Source organism: Alteromonas sp. ABV4_150 (assembly GCF_056311745.1).
In genome coordinates this window covers 2,684,203-2,709,076 of the sequence record NZ_CM149971.1, presented here as the reverse complement: position 1 = coordinate 2,709,076, position 24,874 = coordinate 2,684,203, and the positions used below count along the sequence as shown (strand labels likewise).

24 protein-coding genes are annotated in these 24,874 nt (G+C 44.0%); 7 read left to right on the top strand and 17 right to left on the bottom strand.

What is annotated here, in order from left to right; all coding sequences use genetic code 11:
* The first annotated feature begins 184 nt into the window (after nt 1–184).
* Nucleotides 185–1,171, top strand: a complete 987-nt coding sequence (locus ACYX4M_RS11745; RefSeq protein ID WP_476080249.1) for a hypothetical protein — start codon at nt 185–187, stop codon at nt 1,169–1,171.
* Here the strand turns inward: ACYX4M_RS11745 and flgL are convergent.
* From flgL to ACYX4M_RS11680, 13 genes are all read right to left on the bottom strand, one after another.
* Nucleotides 1,168–2,391 (bottom strand): flagellar hook-associated protein FlgL, encoded by a 1,224-nt coding sequence (gene flgL / locus ACYX4M_RS11740; protein ID WP_476080248.1) that lies wholly within the window; start codon nt 2,389–2,391, stop codon nt 1,168–1,170. The genes ACYX4M_RS11745 and flgL overlap by 4 nt on opposite strands.
* Before the next feature lie 7 nt (nt 2,392–2,398).
* Complete coding sequence (gene flgK / locus ACYX4M_RS11735; RefSeq protein ID WP_476080247.1) at nt 2,399–4,441, bottom strand: flagellar hook-associated protein FlgK; 2,043 nt, start codon at nt 4,439–4,441, stop codon at nt 2,399–2,401.
* A 40-nt stretch (nt 4,442–4,481) separates the two neighbouring features.
* On the bottom strand, nt 4,482–5,432 hold the full coding sequence (gene flgJ / locus ACYX4M_RS11730) for a flagellar assembly peptidoglycan hydrolase FlgJ (RefSeq protein WP_476080246.1): 951 nt from the start codon (nt 5,430–5,432) through the stop codon (nt 4,482–4,484).
* Between the two features lie 60 nt (nt 5,433–5,492).
* The gene (locus tag ACYX4M_RS11725) at nt 5,493–6,605 is read right to left on the bottom strand and encodes a flagellar basal body P-ring protein FlgI (protein WP_476080245.1); all 1,113 of its coding nucleotides are present in this window, start codon (nt 6,603–6,605) and stop codon (nt 5,493–5,495) included.
* Nucleotides 6,606–6,625: 20 nt separating this feature from the next.
* Nucleotides 6,626–7,306, bottom strand: coding sequence for a flagellar basal body L-ring protein FlgH (gene flgH, locus ACYX4M_RS11720; protein WP_474808273.1), 681 nt, complete (start codon nt 7,304–7,306; stop codon nt 6,626–6,628).
* Between the two features lie 11 nt (nt 7,307–7,317).
* The gene (gene flgG / locus ACYX4M_RS11715; RefSeq protein WP_039223165.1) at nt 7,318–8,106 is read right to left on the bottom strand and encodes a flagellar basal-body rod protein FlgG; all 789 of its coding nucleotides are present in this window, start codon (nt 8,104–8,106) and stop codon (nt 7,318–7,320) included.
* Between the two features lie 46 nt (nt 8,107–8,152).
* Nucleotides 8,153–8,896, bottom strand: coding sequence for a flagellar basal body rod protein FlgF (locus ACYX4M_RS11710; RefSeq protein WP_476080244.1), 744 nt, complete (start codon nt 8,894–8,896; stop codon nt 8,153–8,155).
* Between the two features lie 225 nt (nt 8,897–9,121).
* On the bottom strand, nt 9,122–10,507 hold the full coding sequence (gene flgE / locus ACYX4M_RS11705; RefSeq protein ID WP_334057431.1) for a flagellar hook protein FlgE: 1,386 nt from the start codon (nt 10,505–10,507) through the stop codon (nt 9,122–9,124).
* A gap of 14 nt (nt 10,508–10,521) precedes the next feature.
* Nucleotides 10,522–11,208, bottom strand: coding sequence for a flagellar hook assembly protein FlgD (gene flgD, locus ACYX4M_RS11700; protein WP_474831633.1), 687 nt, complete (start codon nt 11,206–11,208; stop codon nt 10,522–10,524).
* A 31-nt stretch (nt 11,209–11,239) separates the two neighbouring features.
* Nucleotides 11,240–11,662 (bottom strand): flagellar basal body rod protein FlgC, encoded by a 423-nt coding sequence (gene flgC / locus ACYX4M_RS11695; protein ID WP_334057427.1) that lies wholly within the window; start codon nt 11,660–11,662, stop codon nt 11,240–11,242.
* Nucleotides 11,663–11,664: 2 nt separating this feature from the next.
* Nucleotides 11,665–12,096, bottom strand: a complete 432-nt coding sequence (flgB, locus tag ACYX4M_RS11690) for a flagellar basal body rod protein FlgB (RefSeq protein ID WP_476080243.1) — start codon at nt 12,094–12,096, stop codon at nt 11,665–11,667.
* 200 nt (nt 12,097–12,296) lie between these two features.
* Nucleotides 12,297–13,127, bottom strand: coding sequence for a CheR family methyltransferase (locus ACYX4M_RS11685; protein WP_476080242.1), 831 nt, complete (start codon nt 13,125–13,127; stop codon nt 12,297–12,299).
* 15 nt (nt 13,128–13,142) lie between these two features.
* Nucleotides 13,143–14,072 (bottom strand): chemotaxis protein CheV, encoded by a 930-nt coding sequence (locus ACYX4M_RS11680; RefSeq protein WP_025254324.1) that lies wholly within the window; start codon nt 14,070–14,072, stop codon nt 13,143–13,145.
* A gap of 270 nt (nt 14,073–14,342) precedes the next feature.
* On the opposite strand from ACYX4M_RS11680, the gene flgA reads away from it, so the two are divergent.
* The 3 genes from flgA to flgN all read left to right on the top strand — a co-directional run bounded on the left by flgA (nt 14,343) and on the right by flgN (nt 15,983).
* Nucleotides 14,343–15,062, top strand: a complete 720-nt coding sequence (gene flgA, locus ACYX4M_RS11675) for a flagellar basal body P-ring formation chaperone FlgA (RefSeq protein WP_476080241.1) — start codon at nt 14,343–14,345, stop codon at nt 15,060–15,062.
* A 103-nt stretch (nt 15,063–15,165) separates the two neighbouring features.
* Entirely contained in the window at nt 15,166–15,495 is a 330-nt protein-coding gene (flgM, locus tag ACYX4M_RS11670) for a flagellar biosynthesis anti-sigma factor FlgM (protein ID WP_476080240.1), read from the top strand.
* Nucleotides 15,496–15,551: 56 nt separating this feature from the next.
* Nucleotides 15,552–15,983 carry a flagellar export chaperone FlgN gene (gene flgN, locus ACYX4M_RS11665; RefSeq protein WP_476080239.1) on the top strand — a complete coding sequence of 144 codons (432 nt, stop codon included), beginning with the start codon at nt 15,552–15,554 and terminating at the stop codon, nt 15,981–15,983.
* A 113-nt stretch (nt 15,984–16,096) separates the two neighbouring features.
* Here the strand turns inward: flgN and ACYX4M_RS11660 are convergent, their stop codons facing one another.
* Nucleotides 16,097–16,582 carry an LPP20 family lipoprotein gene (locus ACYX4M_RS11660; RefSeq protein WP_476080238.1) on the bottom strand — a complete coding sequence of 162 codons (486 nt, stop codon included), beginning with the start codon at nt 16,580–16,582 and terminating at the stop codon, nt 16,097–16,099.
* A gap of 284 nt (nt 16,583–16,866) precedes the next feature.
* On the opposite strand from ACYX4M_RS11660, the gene ACYX4M_RS11655 reads away from it, so the two are divergent.
* The 3 genes from ACYX4M_RS11655 to ACYX4M_RS11645 all read left to right on the top strand — a co-directional run bounded on the left by ACYX4M_RS11655 (nt 16,867) and on the right by ACYX4M_RS11645 (nt 20,837).
* A complete protein-coding gene (locus tag ACYX4M_RS11655; RefSeq protein WP_476080237.1) occupies nt 16,867–18,048 on the top strand; it encodes a flagellar assembly protein T N-terminal domain-containing protein in 1,182 nt (393 codons plus the stop codon).
* Between the two features lie 167 nt (nt 18,049–18,215).
* A complete protein-coding gene (locus ACYX4M_RS11650; RefSeq protein WP_476080236.1) occupies nt 18,216–18,896 on the top strand; it encodes a transglutaminase-like cysteine peptidase in 681 nt (226 codons plus the stop codon).
* A 6-nt stretch (nt 18,897–18,902) separates the two neighbouring features.
* Nucleotides 18,903–20,837, top strand: coding sequence for a bifunctional diguanylate cyclase/phosphodiesterase (locus ACYX4M_RS11645; RefSeq protein WP_476080235.1), 1,935 nt, complete (start codon nt 18,903–18,905; stop codon nt 20,835–20,837).
* Here ACYX4M_RS11645 and ACYX4M_RS11640 read toward each other — a convergent pair.
* The 3 genes from ACYX4M_RS11640 to ACYX4M_RS11630 are packed head-to-tail and all read right to left on the bottom strand — an operon-like array spanning nt 20,812 to nt 24,871.
* Entirely contained in the window at nt 20,812–21,408 is a 597-nt protein-coding gene (locus ACYX4M_RS11640; RefSeq protein ID WP_476080234.1) for a response regulator transcription factor, read from the bottom strand. The genes ACYX4M_RS11645 and ACYX4M_RS11640 overlap by 26 nt on opposite strands.
* The gene (locus ACYX4M_RS11635; RefSeq protein ID WP_476080233.1) at nt 21,408–22,775 is read right to left on the bottom strand and encodes an HlyD family type I secretion periplasmic adaptor subunit; all 1,368 of its coding nucleotides are present in this window, start codon (nt 22,773–22,775) and stop codon (nt 21,408–21,410) included. Before ACYX4M_RS11635 ends, ACYX4M_RS11640 begins: the two co-directional genes overlap by 1 nt.
* Nucleotides 22,772–24,871 carry a type I secretion system permease/ATPase gene (locus ACYX4M_RS11630; RefSeq protein WP_476082873.1) on the bottom strand — a complete coding sequence of 700 codons (2,100 nt, stop codon included), beginning with the start codon at nt 24,869–24,871 and terminating at the stop codon, nt 22,772–22,774. The genes ACYX4M_RS11635 and ACYX4M_RS11630 overlap by 4 nt, the downstream gene beginning before the upstream one ends.
* Nucleotides 24,872–24,874 lie beyond the last annotated feature (3 nt).

Here is a 24,874-nt window from a genome sequence, read left to right as displayed (position 1 = left end):
TTTTGTTTTAGTAGTCATCAAGACCTGAGGGGTAATTGATGAACTGGCTCTCTCAGAAACTGTATCGACATCATTTAGAATCCCTTTAGAAAAAATTACGATTTTTGCCGATAGGCGGTAAGATATTGCCGTAGATTGACGATAAGACACGACATAACTGATGGATTTTTAAGGGAGATTTGGCTTGAAAAATAGTTTGATGCTGTTCGACATAAAGCGCATATCCAAGCCTGCAGCCCATTGCGCTTTCACTGATTTAATTGAAAATCCGTTCGACAAAAATCGTAAAACCTTGATGTGCTGTTACCGACAAGCTACTAACCATGTCAGCACTGACGGAGTGGTTATTGTATTAACTCTTGATAAAGCTTCGTTTCAAGTTCGAAACAGAGTAGTTATTAAAGAGGATAATGCCGATTTACGAGATCCGAAGTTCTCATACAATGGCTCTCGTCTCATGCTTACTACCTATGCAAAATCCTTCCTTGATAATAGAAAAGTGGTCACAAAAATGGTGACTTATTTCTCAACCACCGGCTATTCTTGGTCTGCAGGGAATAGTCACGGTAGAAGCGGTTGGTGGCTGTGGAACAATACTTTCTATAACTCAGAAGCTTATGGCTTTGCGTACAATCGACGAGCGAACTCAGTTTCGCTCTATAAGGGTGATCCAACGCGTTCAATGCACGTTCACAAGGAGGAGGCTTTTTGTTTAGACAAACAAGGTAAAGGTTACCCCAATGAAAGCACAATCTTGTTTGATGATGACGGAAATGCCTCGGTATTTTTAAGACGAGATGCCGATACATTCAGCGCACAATTTGGTACGTCAAAACCGCCTTATACCAAATGGAAATGGCATGATTTAGAGATCTATATTGGTGGTCCCGCAGCTGTGGCGTTAAGTGAAAGCTTATATATCGTTGCAGGAAGACATGTTGATTGGGGCTCACATCAATTTACAACCAGGGTATGGTTATTTGATAGCGTAACTAAAATACTTACTGAGCTAAAAACGCTGCCAAGCGGAGGAGATACAAGTTATCCTGGCTTGGTGATTGAAGGCGACAACCTTTACATCTCTTACTACTCTTGCCATATAGACAATCAAGCCAGAGTTTACTTGGCGCACTTGAGCGGCATTAATGACTTGATAAATTATGACCGCTAGACAAAATCAAATAGCGACAAGTTAGCTACTTTAGGAAAAGTGGCTAATGCAGCACTCAACGCTGTCTCTTGCTTCGCAAATTCAGTAGATGCTTCGGCATAATCCACATCCTGAATAGACGAGCGCTGTGCTTTCGCGGCAATTTCCATATCTAGGTTACTTTCGTAAGTACTCTCGGCTATATTTAACCGGCTACCAATCGAGGCACGCTCTAAAGAAAGCTTTTCAAGCCCGTTATCTAAACCTACTAATGCGTCTGCTATCGATTCCTGAAGCGCTGAGTTATCAATAGTAGAGTCCATCAAAATGGTTTGAATTTCGTGAATAGACTGGGCCATGCTTTTTTTCTCAGGCGCATCAAACGATAAATCGATACTATCGCCAGGCGCGGCCGTCGCATCAAACTCCATTCCCTTTATAGTGAACGGCTGACCAGAGGTATAGGAAACGGAGTCGACAACCGTTCCGGTTCCTTGGTTAACTAATTCAGCTTGCCCGGTAGCCAGAAAATTAATGCGGTAATCGTTGTTCGCCGCATTGACTGGGTCGTAGTTTTTATCAAAAAAGGTATCAAATGTGCCTTGCTGTTTGACCACAGCAGTATTAACCGTTGCCCCAGTAGTGCCATCAACTGAAAATTTAAAACGCGAAAGTACGTTTTCGAAGACTTCATACCCGTTACTGGTTGATTGTATCTTAGAGCTATTTGATAGCTGAACGAAGCTCACTCCAGGATCGCCTGCAAAGGTAATGGCATTGCCACCCGCTGCTGGGTTGTATTCAAACGCCTGGTTGCCCGACTGGAAGCCCGCATACAAATAATTGCCATCTGCATCTTGAGTGTTCATCAGATCAAACACTTCAAGTTTTATCTGCTCTAGTTCCGCACCAATGGCGCGTTTATCTGGGTCAGACAATATGCCATTGCCAGACTGAACGATAAGCGTCCGCGCACGATTAATTGAGTCGGTAATGTTGGTAAGCACAGCCTCTTGCTGCTCAAGTGAGCCTGTTACCAAATCGTTATTCCGCTGAAACTGATTTAGCTCATCAATTTCTTCGGTTAAACGAAGTACCTTTGCCGCACCAACCGGGTCGTCGCTAGGCGTAATTATGCGCTTGCCAGAGGCCAGTTGCTCTTGTGTCTTTGCCAAATCGCCCTGATTCTGCATAATCGAGCGCATGTTTTGATCATAAATTTGATTCGTTGATATACGCATAACTCACCTACCTTGCTGACTGCAAAATGGTATTAAATAATTCTTGGGCCGTAGACAAGATGCGTGCTGCAGCAGCATAGCTCTGTTGATATTTTATCAAGTTTGCCGCTTCTTCGTCTAAGCTTACGCCCGACACAGACTCAAACCAATTTTGCGATTGTACCTTCATTGCTTCAGCGGAAGCTAATGAGACACTAGCCATTGATGCATCTTCACCAATACGCCCTACCATAGATGCGTATGCATCTTGGAAGGTTCTTGGCGCATTGGTTGCCTCACTACTCACCTGTACTTTATTTTCATTTTGAAGAGCAGCTAAATTAAGCGCATTGCTGTTATCATTAAAGCCATCTGTATTATAGCTAATCGAAAAGCTATCCCCAGCTTTTGGTACACCGTCTAAGCTTAGGTCAAATCCAGGATCTGGGCTTATACCTGCCTGACTGATAAGGTTGTTTAAATTTGTTGTTCCTGTGACAGTTGCTAATACTGTACCGCTTCCATCTAATACCTCGTAGGTATCTGCAGCGGTAAAGCTAATTTGAGCTGGTGCTGTATTTAAAAGGCCACCCGCACCATCAAAAGCAGAAGTGCCCACTTCCGTATTTGACACAGTTACATCTGTTACGTTGGCACTGCCCAAGTTAGTGCTATCAGCCCCCGCTCTTACTGGGTTTGCAAAGGCTAAATCTTCTGGACGATTAGTGGCTAAACTTATCTTTGAAGCCACGTCTTTAGTGGGTTGAATTAGAAACTCATTGCCAACGGTGTAAGGGTCACTGCCTGAAAAGTCTATTTCAATGCCACCAGGTAGTTCGTTAAAACCAGGGGTTACGGCAAAGTTTGAAAAAATGATGTCATTACCTGAGCCATCTTTTTTAGGCGTGCCGTCTGGATTTAAAAATGTGATTTCTATTTCGCTGGGTACACCAGCAGCAACCGCCGTCACTTCAATTTTGTAATCAGCGTCGGTTAACTCAGCACCTTTGCCTTCAGTTATCTGTGCTGTAACTACGTAGTCGCCATTCGTGTCTTCATAGGCTAAGCCTCTGAACGAAGGAATATCAAAAATATTACCGCCAATTTGACCGTCTAAATCCATACCCAATTTATTTTGAGTATTCATCGCATCAGCGAACGCTACCGACAGTTGACCGACGTCACGCATTGTCGGCCCTAACACTTCGTTGCGATATTCGAACAATCCACCCAATGCGCCGCCAAGGTCACTTTCCAAAATTCGTAACGATGCATTGTTCTTTGTTTGTGAACCAAAGTCAGTTTCTAACTTTATTTCTTTTGTCGTTAAATCGGCACTAGAGCTTAACTCAAAGAGATTAAATGCACCGTTTTCAAGAACAAGCGACTCGCCCGATGTGAGATTAATAGTAACTGCGCCGTTTTGGGTGGTGCTTTCTTTTACCGTGATCCCCATTATTGAGGCAAGCTCGTCTATGGCCTGATCACGCTCGTTTAGCAACGCACTGGGTTGGTCGCTCGTATTGTTGCCGTTGGCGATAACTATGTTGCGGTTCAAGTCGCCAATGTTGCCAATCAACGTGTTCGCTCGATTCACCATCGATGTGAACTCTAGATTGAGCTCTTCCTCTTTTTCTAGCATATAATCGGATAATGTTCTCATTCGGCTATATAAAGACTCTGATTTACTGAGTACTTGTTCACGTGACGCCAAATTGGTTGGGTCGTCTGCTGCCGTTTGTAAAGCAGAGAAATACTCACTTAGCCCCTTTGAAATCGAGTTAGCTTCGCTGGCTAAAAGATTGTCGATTGCCGTAGTTTTACTAGAAAACGCTTCGAGCTCACCCACAGCAGTAATATCGCGACGTAACTGGTTCTGTGCAAATACGTTGATTACCCGCTCGGTGTTGCCAATCTCAACACCAAATACTTGACTGTTTTGAAGCTCAGTACGCTCACGAACATAACCAGGTGTATTCACATTAGCAATATTGTTACTTGTAGTTTGAAGTAACTTGTTGCTAGCGTTTACGCCACTTGTGGCTAATGAATATAAATCAACAGAACTCACTGTATTCTCCTCACCTATAACCCCTAACTATGGCTTTAAACTATGGCATCAACGAACTAAGACGTTCGCTGTTATACACGGCCATTATTTTGCTCGCGTAGTCAGGGTCGGTAGCGTAGCCCGCTTCTTGCAGCGCACTTGTATAGCGCGTAGCATCAGAAGCATTTTCCACAGCATGGCTATAGCGAGGCTGTGTGGTAATAAAACGTCCGTAATCTTCCATCGCATCTTCTACCGATGAGTAAGACCTAAACGCTGCTTTTTGTTTTTGAGGCAGTCCATTGTTAAATTCTAATGTATCCACCACAGCTTGTTCGCCTTGCCAACCTTTATTGGCCTTTATGCCAAACAGATTATGCGAACTAGTGCCATCGGATTTGTGAATAACAAATTTTCCCCATCCCGTTTCTACAGCCGCCTGAGAAACGATTGCTTTTGGATCCATGCCATATTTTGCTGCCACTTTTTCGGCAATAGGCATAAGGCTCTCAACAAAGTGCTCCGGGCTTTCAAACATGGCGTCTTTTTGAGCCGCCTGTGTTTTTATTGAGTTAGATGAAAGCGCTATATCTTGCGCTTCAGCTACCTTGTATTCACGGTTTCTATTGAGCGATGAAATATCACCGTCGCTTCTAATCACGCTTGCTGGTGTATAGCTATCTTCGGATTGACCAAGCTGCTTCACAATTACATCAGCTAGACCTAAGCCTCCGCCAGATGTTAAATCTGTAGCAAGCTGCTGGTCGTGCATGTCGCGATAAAACTTTACTTGTTGCGAATTGAATGGACTATTTTCATCGGCAAGGGCATCTTGCGCTTTACGCATAGATTTCAACATCATTTGCACAAATATCGCTTCAAACTGCTGGGCAGCTTCTTGCAATACCGTCTCATCGCCTGACGCAATGGCTTCGCGCATTTTGTTAATGCTGCCCATATCATGGACATTGCGCGCCATATCAAGCTGATTTTTTGTGCTAAGTGATTCCATCGTATTTATTCCGTTGTAACCCGTTTCATTCCCACCAGATACTGTTAAAAACTGTTCGCTTTAGATAATTACAAGTTCACCGCGTAAAGCTCCCGCTTGACGCAGTGCCTCTAAAATTGCCATTAAATCACCCGGAGCAGCGCCAACTTCATTAACCGCGCGCACTAGCTGGTCAAGAGTCACGCCTGGCTCGAACTTGAACATTCTGCTATCAGCTAAATCGACATCTACAATCGACTGTGTAGTCACCACCGTCTCACCGTCCGCAAATGCATTAGGTTGAGAAACCTGCTGGTTTTCCGAAATAGTCACGGTTAAACCACCGTGAGTAATTGCCGCAGGCAGTAAACGTACGTCGCTGCCAATAACAATGGTGCCGGTGCGGCTGTTTATCACAACGCGTGCTGGCGCATCTGCCGGCGTAAATTCAAAATTTTCTAGGGTAGCCAAAAAGCCTACACGCTGGCCTACATCCCGAGGAGCAGTGACTCGGACAGATGCGGCGTCGATGGGTTTTGCAATGATGTAGCCGTTTTCAGGTTGTGCGCCTAAGCGCTCGTTGATGGTATCTGCTAGTGCTTTAGCTGTTGAAAAGTCTGGATAATGAAGGTTGAGTGTTAGCGTATCCCCATTGGCAAAGCCACTTGGCACAGACTGCTCTACCATTGCGCCATTGGGAATTCTGCCAACCGTAGGTGTATTCACAACAATGCGAGAACCATCTCCACCCTGTGCGCCGAAACCGCTCACTACCAAGCTTCCTTGTGCTACCGCATAGACTTTGCCATCTACACCACGAAGAAACGTTTGAAGAAGTGTTCCGCCTTGAAGGCTTGATGCTTCGCCTACTGACGAAACCGTGATATCAATAGTTTGACCCGGCTTTGCAAACGCAGGCAATTCAGCATGAACAGCCACCGCCGCAACATTTTTGATTTTGGGTTTAGTATTAGCATCTAAACTAATACCAAAGTTACTCAGCATAGTTCTAAAACTCTGCTCGGTGAATGGGCTTTGCTCCCCAGTACCAGGTAAACCAACGACAAGACCATACCCCACTAATTGGTTGCTACGTACGCCCTGTATGCTCGCTAAATCTTTAATACGCTGCGCCGCTGCTTGTGAAGATAAAAGCAGTGCAAACACGGCTAATACGACTGAAAATAAACGCATGTCCACTCTCCTACCAAAACCTAAAGAGGCCACCAAGTTGAATCAAAGAACTTAGTTAACCAGCCCTTTTCCTGTGCTCTCGCAAAAGTACCTGTGCCTGAATATTGAATGCGGGCATTGGCTACCTTCGTAGACACAATTTCATTCTCAGGACTAATATCTGCAGGGCGAATAATGCCAGTAAGACGGATATACTCATCACCATGATTCAGCGTTAGCCACTTCTCACCGCGAATAACTAAGTTACTGTTTGGCAGCACATCCACCACCGTAACTGAAATAGCACCGTCTAAGCTGTTGCTCTGATTTGCTGCTGCATCGCCAGTGAAATCACGAGACGAGCCAATACCTAGTTGGATAGATTGACCGCCAATATTCACAGCCTGGCCGCCAAGACCCGTTATCGTATCTAGATTTACATTGGTATCTTTGGCTGTAGAAGTATCTGCAGATTTACTCGCAGATGTACTCTCGTTAAGGGTGACAGTAATAATGTCGCCTACTCTTCTCGCGGTAACATCCGAATACAAACTGTTAGCCATGTGCGAGCGGAATAACGAGCCGTCTTCTACCACTGTCTCACGCGGGTAATCTGGCACTACTGGCGCAAACGAGGGATCATTTGCCTGAACAGGAGGCTCGTTTGTACTGGCGCAACCGCCAAGTAAAAGTAATGCAACAGATAAACCTAAAATACGCATGACGCTACCTACTAAAGTTGCTGAATAACCTGACCAAGCATTTGGTCAACTGACGAGATAACTTTTGAGTTCATCTCATACAAGCGCTGGCTTTCGATCAGGTTTACTAGTTCTTCGGTCACGTTCACGTTAGATGTCTCTAACGTCCCTTGAGAGATATAACCTAAACCTTGTAAGCCAGGGATCCCCTGAATAGGCGCGCCGCTTGACGCTGTCTCTACATAAAGGTTTTGTCCGGTAGGCTGAAGCCCCGTCGGATTCACAAAATCAGAAATATTTAACTGCCCCAATACCTGAGGTTCAGCTTGACCGCGGATGCTCACGCTGATTTCACCATCTTGAGAAATAGTAATTTGCTGTGCATCTTCAGGAACTGCAATTTCAGGCTGAAGCAAGAAACCAGCGCCAGAGGTAACAATTTGCCCTTGGTCGTTTAAGGAAAATTGACCATTTCGTGAATAAGCGATTGTTCCGTCGGGTTGCAAAATTTCAAAATAACCACGACCTTGAATTGACATATCCAACGCATTTTCAGTGGTGAGCAAATTGCCTTGCGTATGTGCTTTTTGCGTAGCGACCACTTTTGAACCTGAACCGAGCATTAGTCCAGAAGGCAATTCAGTATCAGCAGACGAGCGACCACCTGGTTGATTAATGTTTTGGTAAAGTAAATCTTCGAAAACTGCGCGGTCTTTTTTGAACCCTACGGTTGATGCGTTTGCAAGGTTGTTAGACACAACCGCTACATCGGTTTGTGCGGCGTCTAGACCGGTTTTACTAATCCACAGTGCTGGATGCATGTTGACCTCCGACGTTGCCTATTGGACAACGATGATAAAAATTTTCTTACAGGATGCGCAGTAACTGGTTACCGCGAGTATCAAGCTCTTCCGCTTGCTTCATCATTTTGACTTGTAGTTCGTAATGACGTTGAAGACTTATCATGTCTACCATCTCTTCAACGGCATTTACGTTAGAACCTTCAAGCATGCCAGACATTACTTTGACGTTAGCATTGGCCTGCGCTATTGAGCCATCTTCCATTCTAAACAATCCGTCAGTGCCCCTTTCCATGTCGGCGTAGTCTGGCGAAACTAACTTAAGGCGACCTACTTCTTCGATCACATTGGCTGGGGCTCCTAGCTGTCTCATGGACAAGGTGCCATCAGCGGCAATGTTAAGGTTGTCCAAAGGTACTGGAAGAAAAATCGGCCCGTTGTCGCCTAGCACCACACGGTCGTGAATGTCTGTCAAAATTCCGTCGTCGCCTAGTTTGAAGTTGCCATCACGGGAATAAGCTTCTTGACCATTTTGATCTTGTACCGCAAACCAACCATCCCCTTGAATGGCCACATCTAAATCTCGGTCTGTTTTAATCATTGGACCCGACTCATAATTGTTAGACGGGCTTTCAGTCATAGAAAACACGCGGGTTGGCAAACCTTCACCGTAAGCCGGCATCGATCTCGCTTGCTCTAATTGAGCTCTAAACCCGGTTGTCTGCGCGTTGGCTAAGTTATTGGCTCTTATCCCCGTACCTAATAGGTCTTGGGATGCGCCGCTCGCTGAAATATAGAGAAGTTTGTCCATGACTGACTTTTGACTCTGATTAAACCTTAAACAAGATTTTGCAAAGGCGATGCCAATCTGTGGATTTTTAACTCAGGTAGAAAATATGAAAGGTATTAAATTGATATTTAAAGGAAAATAAAAGAGCCGCTGTTGTGCGGCTCTTGTATATATCGGCAATAATGGCGGGCTTACACGCCAACGTATTGCCGCTTTTATATTCTAATAAACGGCGCTTTACCTTAACTATCGAATGTTCAGAATAGTCTGGTTCAGTGAGTTGTTAACCTCGAGCGCTCTTGAGTTAGCCTGGAAGTTACGCTGAGCAATGATCATGTCGATTAGCTCGGTGGTCAGGTTAACGTTGGCTTGTTCAAGGGCCGATGAATTAATCTCACCGAAAGTACCGGTTGTTGCTTCACCTGCTAGTGCCTCACCCGAAAGAATACTCTCTTTCCACTGTGTGCTACTTTCTTGCGTTAGGCCCTGCTCATTAGAGAAACGAACTAGCGCAACACGAACAATAGGCTCAGAGGTTCCGTTAGAGAAGGTAGCGCGAACTAAGCCATCAGGGCCGATATCGATACCTGTTAGGCGGCCCACTGGCAGACCATCTTGTTCTAGTGACGTTACCTCAAACGCTGAAGCAAACTGAGTTGGCTCGTTAGGCGTGGCGTTATTTACATCAAGGTTGAAATCAATGCTTATCTGCTGCGTAGGGTCTGAGCCGTTTGCGAGGATACCCGCGCCTAGTGCTTCAGTTTGCATTTTGAAATCTAGCGTTGGTAAACCATCTGGCGTTTCCATACCAGAGAAATCACCACCTTGAGAGAAGATGAGCTTAGATGCAGTTACTGCATTACCTGTATTCCCGCCAACCGAGTTAACTGCTGTTGCAGGGTCAGTATCGGCACCCGTAGAGTCTGTCATATCAACAAGGGTATCGTCGATTGCTGTAGCCACGTACCATTCGTTATCAACGCCTGGCGCACCGTCTTTTATAAAGTAATAGGTCATAACATGGCTATCACCCAGTGAATCATAAACGGTAACCGACGTCGCTGCGTTGTAAGTCAACGGATCTTCAGGGTTGAAGTCTTGTGGGTCTAGTCCAACATCACCGGCTGGAAGATTCATACGAATATCAACTTCAGAGGTTTGCTGCGGTGAGCCAGAAGAATCAGGAATACGAACAGGTTCAGTGGTACTTAAAGCAACTGATGCACTTGTTCCATCAGCATTTACCGGAAATCCGAGAAGGTTGTCGCCATTACTGTTTACTACAAAATTGTCACTATCAAGCTTAAATTGACCAGCGCGTGTGAATGAAAAGTCACGTGACGTAATTTCAGGTACCGTTGCAAAGAAACCATTACCTGTAATTGCTAGATCAAGCGACGTGTTAGTAAACTGTAGGCTACCTTGAGAAAATTGCTGTGCAACTTCTTGAGTTAGGACACCGTCACCTACTTTTGTTTTACCACCCGCCAAAAGCGATGCAGCATAAACATCACCAAATTCAGCACGTGATTCTTTAAAGCCAACCGTATTTACGTTTGCGATGTTGTTGGCGGTTACATCCAAATCTTTTTGTGCGGCCGATACGCCACTCAGTGCAATATTAAAAGACATTATTGATTCTCCTACTAACTGCCGATTTGAATGACGTCATCAAGATTGATACTGACATCACCATCCAAATTCAAAATTACGCCCTGACCACTACCGGCCAAGCTGACACTTCCAACATGACGATTAACGGCTGTGTTAAGCTGAACACCTTCGCCGTTAAGCTCGCCAGTGGCACTGATAACATATTCACCGGGTGCCATCTGGTTGCCATGCTTATCTTTGCCGTCCCACTCAAACTCAATGTTGCCGGCACTTTGTGTTCCTGCATCAATGGTTTTGATGACCTCACCGAACTGGTTCTCAATGCTAATAGTCATGTTTTGAACCGTTTTCTCGTTTACTATGACGCCAGAGAGCCCTTCACCTTCGTTCGCCATGTAACCGACATTACCTTGAACTAGCACGTTTTGACCGATAAGACTCGATGCTTGCAATGCTTGATTCGATGTCATTGAAGCCGCGAATGACTCGAATTTTTCGTTGAGCTGGGAGATGCCGTCTGCCATCGTAAATGACGTCATCTGCGCCACCATCTGATCGTTATCAACCGGGGCAGTCGGATCCTGATTAGCAAGCTGCTCAGTCAACATTGAAAAGAAGTCTTCTTGCGTTAACTGCTGCTCGGTACCATCGGCAACTTTGACGGTTTCTTCCTGCCAATACAGATCCGTGTTTAAGCCGGTGTTGTTTATGGTGTTCACTGATTAATCCTCACATTATTCAAGCGGCAAATTACTGCCCTTGACCTAACTGCAGTACGCGGCGGAAGATTCGCTTAGTGGTATCCGCTACCTGTACGTTTGTTTCATACGCTTTAGACGCTGACATCATATTTGCCATTTCTTCTACAATGTTGACGTTAGGTTTATAGATATAGCCTTCTTCGTCCGCCATTGGGTTATTAGGGGCGTATTCAACTTGAAGCGGTGCGTCGCTCTCCACTATTCCTTTAACCTGAACACCTGTACCCTTTGACTGATCGCGCATAGCGTCTTGCAACGCCGTTGCAAAAACAGGGTGACGAGCTCGATAGGTTTCGTCATAGCTACTACTTACCGAGTTTGCATTGGCAATATTACTTGCAGTGGTATTAAGACGGACATTTTCGGCCTCCATACCTGTGCTCGAAATTTGCATTACATTAAATAAACTCATGACTATTGACCTCCTGAGCTAAGTGCTTTTTTCATGCCCTTAATTTTTCCATTCAAAAACTCAAGGCTTGCTTGGTAGCGCAATCCATTGTCTAAAAATCGATTTCTTTCCGCCTGAACTTCTACCGTATTACCGTCACCCGTGTCTGGCTGGGTTGGAACGCGATACTGCATGTCAAAATTTGCCGCCACTGACGTGGAATTGCCGCTTAGGTGGCGCTCATTAGTCCGCACCATTTTTGAAGAGTGCCCTGTTGAACTGCCTGACGCCTCTTGCATAGCAGACTGCATAGCTTTATTGAAATCGATGTCTCTAGCTTTATAACCAGGCGTATTAGCGTTGGCCAAATTACCGGAGATCACCTCCATACGCTCGGTACGTATATTTAGCGCTGATTCGTGAAAACCCACCAACTTATCTAGGTTAATAGCCATAACATGACCTCTGACATACATTTAAAAATTTGTGTCGACAAACTAAACGGAAACTACGAATGAGAATTTTGCCGTTTTATTGTCGTTTGCAGAAATAGTTAGCAAGGCAAATGCCATAATGGGATTTTGGCGGGAAGAATAGGCACTAACGATCCGTCCTGATATATAAAAATCTTTATATATCAAGCGGATAAACTGGATTATTTTTTTTGATAGTAAAGACCGGGGTGACACTTCACCATACTGTAAATATCACTCGCGGCACTTATAGACTCCGACGCGCCAAGAAATAACACGCCATTGGACTGCAGCTGTCCGGCAATTTGTTGCAGGATCCGTTGTTTAACTTCTGCTGAAAAGTAGATCAATACATTACGGCAAAACACAATATCAAATCGACCGAGCGCGGCATAACTTGTTAGCAGATTCAAACTTCTAAAGCTTACCATTCGGCGAACTTCAGGTTTTACCTGCATTAGACCTTCTTCGTTTTGTTGGAAAAAAGCTTGTCTTCGCTGTGGAGATAAGCCTCTGGCAAGAGACAACTCGTCGTAAATGCCAGCTTCACACTTTTGCAGCATCTCAGATGACAAATCAGTAGCGACAATTTCAACGCCCGCTCTAAGAGCCCCGGGACGTTGACGCTGAAATTCAAGCACAGACATTGCGATAGAATAAGGTTCCTGCCCTGATGAACATGCGGCGCTCCAAATGCGGACCTTTTGATTTTTGGTAGATAAGGATGGCAATAAGTCCTTTAAAAGAAGGTCAAAAGGATAGTTATCGCGAAACCATAAAGTTTCATTCGTTGTCATTGCGTCTATAACGCTTTGGAGCAAGTTTCTATCAATTCCACGTACGACAACATCAATCAGTTCGTCTGCAGACTCGTACTTGTGTTTATAAAGCAACGAAGCCAAACGACTACGGACGAGATATTGCTTGTTCTCTCCCAACACTATGCCGCATTGCTTTTCAAGAAACTCTCTAAACTTAAGATAGCTCGCAGGCGAAACGTCTTTATTAGCCAATCCTTTTCTGCTCCATTATTCGCACTCGGTCATCAGCCACTTCTGTACAGCTGTCGCTAATTCGTCTGGGTGGAACTTCGCAATAAAGTCGTCTGCCCCCACCTTTTGCACCATGGCCTGATTAAATACTCCACTTAATGAGGTGTGTAGAACTACGTGAAGTTTTTGAAGCTCAGGAATATTTTTAATTTCTGCAGTAAGGGTATAACCGTCCATTTCCGGCATTTCAATATCCGAGACTAATACACCAACGCGGTTGGTTACGTCGCCATACTCTTCAGCAATTTCTTTAAGTCGATTGAGTGCTTCAAGGCCGTTTTTAGCCAGCTCTATCTCAAGACCTAGGGATGTAAGTGCCTTTTTCACCTGATTTCTTGCTACTGCCGAGTCATCAGCAATAAAGATAATTTTGTTTTCTTGCCCTTCTGTCGTTAGTCCTTCAGCGACATCGGCACTAACTTCGGCATTGAGCGGAGAGATCTCGTTGAGAATTTTCTCTACATCTAATATTTCAATGAGTTCATTTTCTACCTCAGTGACGGCCGTCAAATAGCTGGCTCGCCCTGTACCCTGCGGCGGTGGCATAATGGCATCCCAGTTGGTGTTAATAATGCGCTCAACAGCGCCTACCAAAAAGCCTTGCACAGAACGATTGTATTCAGCAATGACGATAAACGCGTTAGAGAGGTCTTCAATTTTGCGACCACGTGTAGCCATGCTTAAATCGATAACCGAAATCGTTTGGCCTCGAATGTGTGCAACACCTCGAACCAATGGATTTAATTTTGGCATCGCAGTAAGCGGAGGGCACTGCAAAACCTCCCGTACTTTAAATACGTTGATACCAAATCGTTGACGGCCGTTCAGTCTAAACAGCAACAACTCTAAGCGATTCTGCCCAACAAGCTGCGTTCGCTGGTTTACCGAATCTAAAATACCCGACATAGGTCACCTCTAAGTAATACTGGGCATGATCATTGCCTCTTATGATAAGCATAGACAATATCACTAAATTTTTGCAGGTTAAACGACAGAAAAATGACGCCAAAGGTTTGTTCGAATTTTGATAGCGCTTCAACATCGTTGATTAAATCAGCACTGGTTGAAGCATATACGATGCACCCTTTGACTAAAATACTTTGGTAAAACCTGATTTTTACAAATGTAGATTTCATTAAGCATAGCCAATTAATCGTAAACTGAACACGAAAAGTCATGATGAAAAAGATAAACGAAAAAATGCGTATTAATTTATGTCGCTCGTTAGCCTGCTTAGTAGTCGGTTTGCTAAGTGCGCATTGCCATGCAGCAGCGACCAACCATGAGCAAGTTGAAGAAGGTGCCAAGAAGTACTTGATAAATCAACTTAACGATAATGCGCAAGATACTAACATTGATGTGGATATTGTGAAGATAGACGATCGGATAAACATCCCAGAATGTCCAACCGGCTTTCAATACAATGCGTCACAGGAGGCGTTGAGCCAATCCTACATATCGGTTCGAGTAAGCTGTAAAAATAACGAGTGGTATTTATTTACCAGCGGACAAGTAACACGAACAAAAGAAATTGTAGTGACTCAGGGCGCAATTAGTCCCGGTACAGTTTTAACTTCATCAAATTTAACCAAGGCAAAAGTTGACATAAGACGACTACGCCACACAGCATTTACTGATTTAGAGTCATTAATTGGCGCTCGAATGAAGCGCCGCATTACAGATGGACAAGCAATACAATCAAATATGCTATGCTTTGTGTGCAAAGGCGATAGAATAACGATTACCGCAGAGATTGCGGGAATGGAAGTTAAGACAGCTGGAATAGCCCAACAAGATGGTGTGGTTGGTGACAATATAAAAGTGATAAACGCCAGTAGTCAAAAGGCTATAATTGCTAGGGTCGCAAGCCCTGAAGAAGTCGTGATACACTTGTAATAGTATGCGCTAAATATCTACTATTTTGTTCTCAATTTAGCTAAAGATATTTGCCAAATGGCCGATATTAATTACAGAGGCAAAAAAGTAGTGAGGACTGGATATGGCAATTAACAATATAAACAATGGGTTACCCAAAACACCCGTTGATAATGGGAAAGTTGCGCAGCAAAATCAAACGCAACAATCTCAACAACAAGCTTCAGCGCAATCAGCACAAACCGCACAAGCGCCAAGACAAGATTCTGTTTCTTTGACACAGTCTGCTCAGCAGCTAAATCAAGTTCAGAAGAAAGGAACTGAGGCGCCTGTTAATCAGGAAAAAGTAGATCGCTTAAAGAAAGCGATCCAAAGTGGTGAGTACAAAGTCAACCCTGAAGTGCTTGCTAATAAAATAGCGAAACTAGAATCCGAGATTTTTGGGACTAAGTAATTCGACGCGAAGAAATTAAGGTCTTTTCAACAGACACGGTTAATGAGATAAGTACAGTGACAGAACAAGCGAGCCAGTTAACTCAAGCATTATCACGTCAAGTGGAGCAAATGACTTCACTAGCGACGCTGCTTGAAAAAGAACTGCAGCTAATAAGTTCACGTGATGCAGAATCTTTAATGAATTTGTTGGATGAAAAAGCAGACCTTCTAACGTCCATACAAACTTTGGACGCCGAGATTGAAAGTGCTATCAGCAGTGAGAATTCAATGTCGGAGGAAGACAAAGCGTTAATGGCTGACGCTAAGAAGCTTCTCGAAGATTGTAAATATCGAACACAGGTCAATCAAAAAGCCGTTGAGCAAGGACAGCTACGCCTCACACATTTGCGGAATTTGATGATGGAAGTTCGAGCAAAAGAGTCACTCACTTATGACAAAAAAGGAAAGCCGAAAGGCGGAACCTTAGGCTCTGGAGTGAGTGCTTAGTTATCTACGTCGCTGTTTATTATGCCCATCGGCTGTTAGTTTAACTCTGTGACTACGCACCTTCATTTACTCCATGATAAGTTTGCTGGTCCAGCTCCTTTTTGGGTTTGTTTCTAGTAATACTTCACATCCTTCACTCGACGTGGCTTTGCAGTCGACAAGTAAATATCGTAAACCTGCTTCATATCCAGAGAAAGCTCGGTAACGTAGGTATCATCTCCCACAGGATAAGTCTTAACAACCTCGGCACCTCTAATTACTCCCTCAACCGACGCGCGTAATGTTTCGCTGTCAACAATAAGACCCGATACAGACTGTCTACCTTCAATTTTTTGACCATAAACCTGCTCGGTTAACTCACGGTATGCATCTAATTTTGACGCTTTCATTGCCATTATCAATTTCATGCTGTCGGACTCGCCATTTTGCGATGAAATTGGCGCATAGCCTACCGCTTTTAAAACAGGATAAGTTTCAGGCTCAACGGTTTCCCATTCGACGTGTTTATCAATAATGCCGCAACTGCTCAATGATATTGCCAGGCTAAACATGGAAGACCGCAAGAGTAACTTTGAATTCTTTTGTCTGTTCAACCACATAACTTAAAACCTCTGTGTGCATCAATAGTGAGTTAGTGACATCTAAATATTGACCTTATTTACCTTTATAAGCTAGTCGCATTTCAACAAAGCGTTATGAATAACACCAAACTCCATAAAGACGCTTTGTAGTCACATATCTTGGTAATAGTGAAATAAGCAAAAAATGCGCCCATTTTCTTTCAAATTTGACCTCCCCTTAAATTGGCACTTTTTTCGCATAGTTTCCATATAGATTACGACATTGTCTAAGCGCAATAGCTAAGCAACCACAGAGGTGCGACGTGCGACAAACAATCAGAACAACGCAAATGGCATGTTTAAGTAGAGTCATGGCGGTAGTTTGCCTACTTGTTCTAGTGGCGGGGCAAGCCAATGCCGTTTGGTACGAAGCCACGGGACAAGCGGTAGTAATGAATGGTGACAAAGAAGCCGCAAAACACGCAGCAACACAAGAGGCGCTTAAACAAGCTATGTTGTTCGCTGGGGCATCGGTGCAAAGCGTAGCCAAACTAACAAATGGGCTTTTGAAAAACGAAGAAATGACTATTCGCTCAACGGGTGAGGTCGAGCAGTTAGAACTCGTGAGTGAAACTTATGATGGCGATGTAATGACAGTTAGTGTGCGTGCAGACATTTTTCCAAAAGGAAAAGTCTGCTCAGCGCAGAACGACGAAAAGCACTTTGCAACTACTCACTTTAGAATAAGAAACAGAGCGCAATTAACCCAAGGAAGTATTTCGCATTTTGATAAGGCGTTTACACACCGTTTAGCAAAGGTAATGCAAGAGCAGACGGATAATCTCAGTCTAACTTACGTTGCTCCCCATACGGCAAAATTTGATAGCCGCTATACCGACAAAAACGTACGAACACTATCAGATCAAAGCAACACGCAATTTGTAATTATCGGGGTTATTGATGACTTAAGCGTTACGCCAAAAGAGGCATCCGTGTTTACACCGTGGCGAAGCGACACCTCACATCGTTCGTTTGCGATGTCTGTACAAGTTTATGACGGAATAAACGGCGGCCTGCTGTTCAGCTCCTCTTACGATACTAACGAAGAGTGGACGTTTGATAGGTTTGAAGACGTTGACGAATTTTCATCAACCTTTTGGCAGTCACGCTACGGTCAAGCAATAGACGGGTCAATCAGCCAATTGATAGAAGACATTAAAGAAGCGACAGCCTGCCAACCTGTTACTGGTCGCGTTATCAATATTGCGAACAACAGAATTTCAATATCTCTTGGGCGAGATAATGGCATTTCTGAAAAAGATGAACTATATCTTTATCAGGCCAAAGAGGTGGTCGACAATCGCGGTAGAAAATATCTTCAATATACGCTCTACCCCGGTACTTTTATTGTTGATAAAGCTTATGGCAATTCATCTGTGATAGTCAACGCAGCGTCTGGAATTACTGCGAATATTCAGGAAAATGATTTTGTAGTTAAGAAGTAAATCAGTTTTCACTTTATTAAATGTAAGTCACTGGGGTTGGAATAACGGGGTTGGAATATCAACAGACCCGTGTTATACCTATAACTACGTATAGTATCTAATACTTAAACTTCAGAAAGAGACCAGTACTCTCTCTTATACTTTAGTATGACCTACATAATAAAAATATGACCCTTTCTCTGTTTGCGTCGCACTGCTTAGCATTAGTAGCCTTGCTACTGGCTGGACAACAACTGAGGGATCACTATGTTATCGAGTTTCCAAAGCTCGAAAAGGAAGTTAAAAATAATTTTGGGGCTGACAAAGCATTCCATGTCAGTGCGCTAGAAACTAAACTTCACGACCTTGAAAATAAGGCAGTTGAAGAGCAGCTTATCGGTGTAAACGCTTTCTTTGACGAGCATATCCAGTACGCCACCGACGAAAACGTATTCAAACAAAAAGACTATTGGGCCACACCATCGGAGCTTTTTGGTCATTCTCGCGGAGATTGTGAGGATTATGCCATTGCAAAATACGTAGCTCTGCTACACTTAGGTATCGATAGTTCCAAACTTCGTCTAATTTATGTGAAAGCGAAGATTGGTAGAAGCCGAGTAACCCAAGCACACATGGTTTTAGGATACTATGATTCCCCTTCATCGGATCCTCTCGTGCTCGACAGCTTAGTGTCTAATGTATTGCCAGGCTCTCAACGGACAGACTTAATACCTGTTTTCAGTTTTAATGATTCTGGTATTTGGCAGCCAGGTAAGACTGCACAAGTTTCTTCGTCTACCAGCAGACTATCAAGGTGGCGTGACGTTATTGAACGCATGAAGCAGGAGGGGATTAGCAGAAGGTCTTAGGAGTTTATGTCAATAACAAGAGAATTATGGCTTGCCATAGCAGTTGTCGTCCTTGTTGCAATTGCAGGTAGTGTCACAATTCATGGAATAACTACCAAGCAATACGTCGAAGAGCAGCTTTATTCAAAAAATCTAGACAACGCGAGCATGCTTGCCCTTACGCTCAGTGGGCTTGACAAAGACCCTGTTTCGCTAGATCTCTTCATAATGTCACAATTTGACATTGGTCACTACGCTTCCATTGTGCTTCAAAAGTCTAACGGTGATATCGTATCTGCACACACTCACGAAGTGCAACTAGATGAAGATACACCAAAATGGTTTTCAAATAACTTTTCTCCTATTGTGAAGCCAGGTATCGCCCAAGTAAGCGAAGGTTGGGGGCAGTACGGCACGGTTTATGTAGAAACCGACACTAGTTTTGCGGTTGCATCTATGTGGCGAGCTACACAGCGACTTATTTTCGGTTTATCACTTGTAGGTATATGTGCGGGCCTATTGGGAGGCTGGGCATTACGCTTCATTATTCGCCCTCTAGACGGTGTTGTGCGCCAGGCTGAATCATTCCAGAAAATGCAATTTATCCAGCTCAAAGAGCCTCGCACATTAGAGCTCAAGCGTGTTGTACGCGCGATGAACTTTCTCGCCACTAATTCTAGAAAGATCATGGAGGAAGAGAACACGCGTCTTGACCTTATGCGTTACAAAACACAATTCGATGACGAGTCTGGTGTAGCAAATAGGGATTATTTCATCTCAATTCTAAAAGGACAGCTGGCTTTTAGAGACACGGAAGGTGTGAACTGCCTTTTCTTTGTGAGATTCACCGAAGGCGAAGGTTTTTTACGCTCACCGGCGAATATTAGAAAAAAGCGTATTCGTGATTTCGTTGGGGAAATTAACGACTGCTTATCACTACATCATCATCAGTTTACCGACAGCCGGATTGCAAGAATGCAGAAAAACGAGTTTGCTATTCTGCTTACAGAAACCCATGACGCTATGGGTATTTCAGAAGCAGTCCACGGCGCTTGCTTAAGTGCATTCAGTGAAGATGGCGATCCGAAAGTATTCCAATCTGTTGTTAAACTTCGCCCTGACGACAGTTTTTCTGCCTTATTAATGCGGGCAGATGCGATGATTGACGAAGCAGAGTTATTGGATATGGACGAACCCTTCGTAGAGTCAACGCTCAAAGCATTTATTAGCTTAGTAGAACAAAAGCGCTGGGAAAAAGAACTACAAAATACTATTGACGAATGTGGCGTAGAAACCTTTAACTTCCCCGTCTTAGATATTGATCGCAATTTGGTTCACTACCAAAGTTGGGCGGGAGTAACGATAGATGGCGAACTAAGAAAAAGTGGTTATTACACCCACTGGGCTCGCTATCTGGGGCTTTTACCAAAGCTTGAGCTAACTACGGTTACCAGCTTAATTAACTATATAAACCGCACCAATACAGACTCGAAGTTTGCCTTTTTGTGTTCTGAGCAATTAATGCTTAATCCTGAAGTTCTTGCTCAACTTTATTATCAAATTGGAACCAACGAAAAAGCTGCAAAACAATTATGCCTTGAGGTGCGAGAATCTACCGCTACGCGCTTTCCTGATGAGTTTAGAGATTTTTGTACAACGCTCAAATCCAAAGAATGCGAAGTGGGTTTAAAGCGAGTTGGAGAGTCCTTCTCGCAACTATTGAACGTTCAAGAGATGGGTCTAGACTACGTGAAAATTGACTCGGCCTTTATGGCAGATATCGACTACAACCCAGCTAACCACGCTTTTATACGTGGCTTCTGCTCTCTTGCCCATACTTTTGGCATAAAGGTCTATGCAGACGGAGTAAAGCGTTCAGATTACCAAGAACTGTTTATTGAATTAGGGATAGACGGTGTGGTCTCGCATATTGAAGTTATAGAGCATCCTTTAGATGACTAAACTCACCTATACGAAGCAATAAACTTATCCGGTCTTTCGCTTCAAACTTATGAAGGAGCGTACCCACATATTCTTTAACGGTACGCTCAGTAATACCATGCTCTCTTGCTATCTCTTTGTTACTTAACCCTTCCAAAATACCATTCAATACATCTTTTTCTCTGTTTGTGAGCCCTTGCAATGAGGGTAGAACCCGCTTTGTTTGCATATTAGCGGCTATATTTGATGTGGTCTGTGTTAATAATTCATTGGGCAACCACATTCCTCCCGCCTCAATAACACGTGCTACCGAAGAAAGTAGAGATTGAGTACCCAATGCATGGCTGTACGCTCTAGCGCCTAACATCAACGCCGTTTGCATTTCTGTCCGGTCATATTTGTAAGTTAGCAGTACAAGGTTGTTAACTTTTTGTTTGGCCTCTATTAGCTGTTGACGCCAGCTATCATCAGTTGTCAAAAGCCAAACGCAATCGCTCTCATCACACTCCAACTGAGTGACACTACTATAACTGGACCAAGTGTAGTGAGTCAGTGCACCTTGTAAGTCTTTTTCAGCAATGAAATGTCTCATTAACGCTCCCTCAGCGCAGAGGCTGTCACATTAAACAAGGGCGATAAAATATAGTTAAGTACCGTTTTCTTACCTGTCAAAATGTCTACTTGCACAATCATACCTGGCAAAATATCTAGAGACTCATCGGCAATACTGCGCTTTGTTTCTAGCCTTACAAGGTAGTAGGTTTCATCTTTTTCATTGGTGATAGCATCTGCGCTAATGTGCTGAACTTCAGCCGTCATTCCGCCATAAATGGTAAAGTCGTATGCACTAAATTTCAGAATGGCCGGCTGCCCTTCTCTTATAAATGCGATATCCTTTGGTGAAACTTTTGCCTCGACAATGAGCTGATCATCTTGAGGAACAAGCTCAACAACCGCACTTCCAGGCGTGATCACACCACCCACCGTGTTGATAAGTAGGCGTTGAACCGTTCCATTAATCGGTGAACGCAAGTCAGCTTGCGATACCACATCTTCTAAACTCGTTTGAGACTGCTGCAAGGTTGCCATTTCAGCGGTGGCTTCGGTCAATTCTTGATTCCAGCGATTAACAAGCTTCAAACGCGCTTCTTCTTTCTTGATAATTTCTTCTTCGATGGCATTAAGGCCTCGCTCAATGGCGACTTTAGACTTAGTGATATTGCCTTCAAGTTCTACGATTTGACGCTCTAATCGAAGGATTTCTATTTCTGAAACTGCACCTGACGCAAGTAGAGGTTTAGTTACCGCTAGCTCTTTTTTAGAAAGGGTTAATACGCTCTGATATTGGGAAAGATTTGCCCTTTCCTCTTCAACATCCTGTCGACGCTGCATAATTCGAGAATCAGACCCCGCCGCTACTTCATCAAGTTCAGCTAAATTAGAGTTGTAAAGCTTTCGCTCGTTATCAACAATAGTAGGCGCCTGTTCGCGAAGATTTCGATTAAAACGCAACACTTCTCCCTGAGTCAGCGCTGACAAGCGCTGAACCTTCGCAGCAAGTGCTGCAAATTGCGTGGTATTCTCTTCCAAACTGGACAAAAAACGTGTCGGGTCTACTTTCAACAACACCTGCCCTGCTTTAACCGTTTGTCCTTCGTGTACTAAAATCTCCTGTACTATCCCGCCATCGTAAGACTGCAGCACCTGCAGCTGCTGTGAAGGAATAACTTTGCCATCACCTTTGGCTACTTCGTCGATTTCTGCGAAGTAAGACCACACCACCAAAAAAAACAGCGCTATAACTACTGCATAGAGTAAACCACGGGCTTTCACTGGCGTTTGCATAATGCGCGACCATTCTGCTTCTAACACCCAATCTTGACCTGGAGGAGGCGCAAGCCAGCCTCGCATTAGTCGCTGCAACCAGTCTTTTTTCCCACCATCACTTCTCAAAATCATGGCGCCCTCTTCAATACTTGACTGGATTGTTTAAACTGCACTAGCACCTCTTCCTTTTTACCATCGGCAATCACTTTTCCGTTTTCTACAACAATGACCCGTTCAACCAAATCGAGTAATGTGGTTCTATGCGTATTAATAATAAGAGTCTTGCCCGCTGTCGCCGCCTTGATCGTTTCCTTCATTTGCGCTTCGTTAGTTGAGTCCATGGCTGAAGTTGGTTCATCCATGATATAGATTGCCGGATCTCGTACTATGGCCCTTGCCATCGCCACAGCTTGACGTTGCCCGCCAGATAACAAGCAGCCGCGCTCGCCTACATTCTGCTCTATGCCACTGGCGCTTCCATTAACAAGCTTTGCCAAACCACACTGAGTAATGACTTTCCAAAACTCAGCGTCTTCGATATGTGTATCATCTGGCAAAATATTGTCTTTTAGTGAGCCATGAAACAGGCTCACGTCTTGCGGGATATAGCCTATTTGTTTACGTAGTAGCGTAGGGTCATACTGCTGAAGGTCTATTCCGTCCAACAAAAGTTGCCCGGATTCAGGACGGTAAAAAGCCATGAGAAGCTTGTTTAACGTTGACTTTCCGCACCCGTTTTTGCCCAAGATGGCAACGTGTTCACCTTGCTTGATAGAGAAACTCATGTCTTTTAGTGCAAGAACGGTTTCGTCGGGATACTTAAAGCAGAGTTGGCTAGCATCAATATTGCCTTTAAGTACAACGTTGTTTTTTATTTGTTTATTTCTACCTGTTTCACTTGGCAGCGACATAATGTCATCAAGGGCATTCTTTGCCGTTTCAGCGTGATGAAATTGTGCAAGCAATGCAGCAGCCTGAGAAACCGGTCCCATTGCTCGGCTTGATAGTAAATAAGCAGCAATCAACCCACCTTGTGTGATTACCCCCTCAATAATAAGGTAAACGCCAGTAAGGATGATAATTACCCCAACCGATTGCTGGATCCAAAGCGCTGCGTTATTTACCGACATTGATACTAAGCGAAGTTTTGCGTTGACTTTGGCAAGGAAGATAGTCTGCTTTTCCCACGCACTTTGGTTTCTACTTTGGTAACCGAACGCTTTAACGTCCTCTAAAGACGTTACGCTTTCAGTCACAAGCGAGCTTTTACGAGAGCTTATTTCCATCGATTCCTCAGACAAAGAGCGCATTACCCGCTGCGCTTTCATTGCATAAAGAAAAAGCGCAGTGGCCCCAATAAGGATTGGAATGACTAGATAGAAATCAATCATGGCGATAATGACTACAAACAGTAGCCCAAAGGGTAAATCAACCAGTGCCACTAAAGTGACAGAACCAAAGAACTGCCGGATACTTTCAAAAGACTGTAGGCTATTTATAAATGATCCACTTTTGGCAGGTTTACTAGCCAAGTTTATAGACAGCACTTTTTCCATTATTTTTGCCGATAGCGTGACGTCCAACCGACTCGCCGCCAATTCAACGAAGTACTGCCGAAGCATACGTAGTGAAAAATCTGCCGCTAGCACAAGTAAAACACCAACAGCTAGCGCCCACAAGGTCTCCAGCGCTGCGTTTGGCACCACCCTGTCATATACATTCATTACAAAAAGAGGCAGGGCAATGGAAAGCAAGCTAATAAAAACAGAGGCTACTAGTACATCCCTATACAGCCCTTTTGCTGATTTGATAGATGACCACAACCAATGTCCTACTGATGACTTGTCTATCTGCGCATTGGTGTCTTGCGCGTTCATTTCGGGCCGAGCAAAAATGACATACCCTGTATAACTAGCACTTAGCTCATCTCTTGGCACTTCGACCACTGCATCATCGAGTTCTGGGTATGAAACTCTGGCATGCGTTTTGTCAAGCCCATGTAGTACGCAGGCTTGCTTATCACTGAGCACTAAAACCGCAGGTAATATTGCAATATTGATATGGTCTAAATCGCGTTTTACCGTTCTGCTAGCGAGTCCAGCTCGCTTGGCCGCGCGCTCAAATCCTGTGGGCGATAGTTCACCTTGCTCTAAAGGCAACCCGCTAAGTAGGCTAACACGAGACACTTCCAAATGATGCGCATGACAGATTGTTATTAAACAATCCATCAA